This is a genomic window from Candidatus Accumulibacter vicinus (genome assembly GCF_000584955.1).
Taxonomy (GTDB): Bacteria; Pseudomonadota; Gammaproteobacteria; order Burkholderiales; family Rhodocyclaceae; genus Accumulibacter; species Accumulibacter vicinus.
Window position 1 is genome coordinate 143082 of sequence record NZ_JDSS02000037.1, and the last position, 3428, is coordinate 146509.

Below are 3428 nucleotides of genomic sequence, written 5' to 3' on the forward strand. Positions count from 1 at the left end.
CCCGGGCTGAGGCACATGGTGCATCATCTCAGCCCGGGCTTACGCCGCCCGCCTCCGCGGGCGTCTCAGCTCAAACGTTAGCCACCAGCGCTTACCGACATGATCGACCAATCATCGAACACAAGAATCTCGGAAGCTCGGCGCGTCGCCATCGCGCTACTAGATGATCTTGAATCAGCGAATGTACCGATTGATACCGTGCTTATGAAGGCGAAGCGTCTAGCCCGCCTCATGCGGGACTCAGACGCACAACACTGGCTCGATCTTGAGACGAGTGGCTATCCGTCCACCTTTTCAATTAGCGAGCTTGGTACCTGCCGGAAGTACGCCGCGGCTTGTGGACGCATCAACGAGGCAGAGTCAAAGTTCTACACGCAGAGCCTGCCGGGATTTGAGGCGAATGCGGAGAGTGAGCAGCTTCTACTTGCGGCGAACAAACCAAGTACGAGCCTATCAAAAGTCAAGGATTTCGTTGAGAAGAGCGCGACCGAAGCGTTGATGGCAACTCAATTGAAGCTCCAGGCATCGCAAAAGAAGAGCTATGCGCAAAGCAAAAGCATTTTTGCGTCCTTAAAAGCCGGCATTCACAACTATGCGACGGACATGTATCTTGCGCTTGAGCTAGGCGATGTAGCTCAAGATATTTTTGAAGCGGCGCGGAATGAAATCGACACCTTCGTTCGCGCGCACTGTCCTAGAGCGGCCGAGAAGATCATTGCGATTAATGAACAAATGGCAAATGGCTCATCGGAATCCAGGACCGCTGCCTTGACGTCTTGCCGTCGGCTGCTAATGAGCATCGCCGATTCACTGTTTCCTGCGTCTGAGGAGGGATGGACTGATTCGACTGGGAAGGTCCGAAAGGTTGGAGCGGAGCAATACAAGAATCGGCTCCTTGCGTACATGGACGCTCGACAGCAAAGCGATGGAAGTGCCGCTATCGTTGAATCAGAGCTCGAATTTTTAGCCGCGCGCCTAGATGCGATCTATGAAAAGACATGCAAGGGAGTGCACGTCGATGTATCGCTGGAAGAAGCGCGACTAGCAGTTATTCATACCTACTTGTTCATCGGCGAAGTGGCTCGTTTTCCTCGGGATGTCACTGGTGGCTAACCCTCCAGTCAACCGGACCTGCGCAAAAAGCCGCGCAGGCCGGTTACTTTGAACGTTGGGCCTCATCAGGCCGCCTCCGGACCTCGGACACGGCTATTTCTTAACATTACCGGCTGAGCTCCCTGTAGACTTACGGTCCTATGTCGTACATATCTAAAGGGAGAGATGGATGGCCATCTACGCAATCTGGAACAACAAAGGTGGTGTTGGTAAGAGTTACCTCGCCTTTCAAATCGCCTGCGAATATGCTCGAATTCACCCAAACGAGAAGATTCTCGTCGTCGACCTTTGCCCGCAGGCGAATGCCTCCGGGATGCTGCTGGGCGGAATGGACGCCGGTGAGCGCGCCCTTGACAGGCTGAGCAATCGATCACCAAGAACGACCATCGCGGGCTATATCGAAGATCGCATTCGGAGCCCGTATGTGAGCCCCAATACTGGGTCGACCTACGTCGTTAGGGTGTCCCAGGTAAACGGCGAGGTGCCGAGCAACGTCTACTTGGTACCAGGGGACGAACAATTGGAGATTCAGTCGTCACGCGTACTCGGTGCGACCGCGCCGGGTCCTACTGACGCTTGGCGAATCGTTCACACATGGATTAGCGACCTCATTGAGGATATCCAGAGAATCTGGAATCAAGATAGCGCTGCTGTGTTCATCGACTGCAACCCGAGTTTCTCCATCTACACAGAACTTGCACTGTCGGCCTCAGATCGGCTGATCATCCCCTTCTCCGCCGATGGGTCATCCAAGCGGGCTGTACGTGCTGTTCTGGCCCTCTTGTATGGTGTTACTCGAACGCCGGGTAGCCAGCAGTCGCAGTTCTACCTGAACTCGCAGCAGTTCCGCCTGCCGATTCCGAAGATCTACTGCTATGCGGGAAACCGCCTGACGCAGTACATTCGATCTGCTCAGGCGTTTCGTACTGTTGTTCACGAGATTGGCGATGAAATTTGGGCTGTTTGGCAGACCAACCCGAATCTTTTCCACATTCACCCCACCGGATCGGGAAGCCCTGCCGGGAGAAGCGCGTTCAACCGAATGTTCCAGTTCGAGATCGTTGATGCGAACACGGCCTCGGTCGTTTCGAGTTCTCTGGGCATTCCGATTGTCCGCTTAACGGCCGGTTATCACGACGTGGCTGGACGACGGGTAATGGTCAATCAGTCGCAGCTCGACAATCAGCAGCCCAACATTCAGCAGCTAGTCGCCGCTATTGAGTAACCTGAGGCCCAACCTCTCGTTCCAGGGGACCGCCGGCAAGCTGCGCTTGCCGGTTCCCTCCGCCCTTCGGGCTCCGGCGGCCCCTGAACTCAAACGTTGGGCATTTCAATTACGGAGTCACACATGAAGCCGTGGTCTGCGGCTCAACACGAACGTTGGGCGTCACAAGCCCCCCTACTTGAGGCCCCCCTGTGTCAGACTAGTTGTCGCCTCGATAGGATCTGAAACCGGGGGCAATCACGAGGTGAGGAAATGGCAAGATACGGACAAGTAATGAAGGATCGAGTGGTGGCGAAGCTGTTACCACCGGAGAGCGCGACCCTGGAAGTGGTGGCAAGAGAGGCGGGGATATCGGTGGCGACACTGGAACGTTGGCGGGGTGAGGCGCTGTCCAGGCCCGCTCGCGAGCGGGCCTGGACAGCGGCCGGGCGGCTGGATGCGGTGGTCGTTACCGCGGCCCTGGACGAAGCTCAGGCAAGCGCGTGGTGCCGGGAGCACGGGCTCTATCCAAGTGAACTGGAACGTTGGCGACAGGGGGCTACCGACGCCTTGGCGGAGCCGGGAGAAGCCCGTGCTGCACCCAACGAGACCCGTGCCGACAAGAAGCGCATCCAGGAACTGGAGCGGGAACTTCTGCGCAAGGAAAGGGCTCTGGCCGAAACCGCCGCGCTGCTGGTGCTCTCAAAAAAGCTCTCGGCGATCTTCCCGGAACACGCGGCCGTATGATCCGCCTGGAAGATCGCCAAACCTTGGTGACCGATATCGACACAGCGCGTGAGGCCGGCGCCCGGCTCGCCCTGGCGTGTGACATCGCCGGCATAGATGAGCGCACCTTCCAGCGGTGGAAGGCGGGTGAGGGTTTACTGCGCGGCGATGGTCGCCCCTTAGCCGAGCGACTGACCCCAGCGCATGCACTCACCGAAAGCGAGCGCGCCGCGATCCTTGCGCTGGCCAACGAGCCGCGCTACGCGGAGCTGCCGCCCGCCCGTATCGTGCCCGCGCTGGCTGACGAGGGGCGTTATATCGCCAGTGAATCAACCTTCTACCGCGTTTTGCGTGAACACAGGCAACGCCGCCATCGGGGTCGAGC

General features: G+C 57.8%; 4 protein-coding genes. All 4 read left to right on the top strand.

The window, feature by feature from the left end; genetic code table 11:
* Window positions 1–99: 99 nt before the first annotated feature.
* Window positions 100–1113 (top strand): hypothetical protein, encoded by a 1014-nt coding sequence (locus CAPSK01_RS16485; protein ID WP_034929139.1) that lies wholly within the window; start codon window positions 100–102, stop codon window positions 1111–1113.
* Window positions 1114–1282: 169 nt separating this feature from the next.
* Window positions 1283–2338 (top strand): ParA family protein, encoded by a 1056-nt coding sequence (locus tag CAPSK01_RS16490; protein ID WP_034929142.1) that lies wholly within the window; start codon window positions 1283–1285, stop codon window positions 2336–2338.
* Between the two features lie 252 nt (window positions 2339–2590).
* The gene (locus tag CAPSK01_RS16495) at window positions 2591–3064 is read left to right on the top strand and encodes a transposase (protein ID WP_273703878.1); all 474 of its coding nucleotides are present in this window, start codon (window positions 2591–2593) and stop codon (window positions 3062–3064) included.
* On the top strand, window positions 3061–3428 hold a 368-nt coding region (locus CAPSK01_RS16500; protein ID WP_034929145.1), incomplete at its 3' end, for a helix-turn-helix domain-containing protein. The genes CAPSK01_RS16495 and CAPSK01_RS16500, both read left to right, overlap by 4 nt.